This is a genomic window from Mycobacterium sp. UM_Kg1, from assembly GCF_000972925.1.
GTDB lineage: Bacteria > Actinomycetota > Actinomycetes > Mycobacteriales > Mycobacteriaceae > Mycobacterium > Mycobacterium hiberniae.
In genome coordinates this window covers 1-279 of record NZ_JRMK01000375.1, presented here as the reverse complement: position 1 = coordinate 279, position 279 = coordinate 1, and the positions used below count along the sequence as shown (strand labels likewise).

The 279-nt window shown below is 73.5% G+C and carries 1 protein-coding gene; it reads right to left on the bottom strand.

Annotated elements, in window-relative coordinates; genetic code table 11:
- Positions 1–279 (bottom strand): hypothetical protein (locus tag LI92_RS24120; protein ID WP_046322731.1); only part of this gene is annotated, 279 nt, incomplete at both ends.

Here is a 279-nt window from a genome sequence, read left to right as displayed (position 1 = left end):
CCCAATGCGAACCCTGACCCGAAAACACAAACACCGGCCGGGACGTCGCCGTCCGCGGCCGGGGCTCGATGACGCCGGGGGCGGACTCGGCTGCGGCCAGCGCGTTCAGCCCCGCGATGGCCTGCTCGGTGTCCCGGGCGCAAACCTGTGCGATGTATTTGAACCGGCTTCGCCGTTCGCGCAGGGTCGCTGCGACGTCGGCCAGGGTGGCCTCGGCGCCGTCGGTGGCCAGCCACTGCGCCAGCACCCCCGCGGTCGCCGCGATCCGCGCCGGCGACT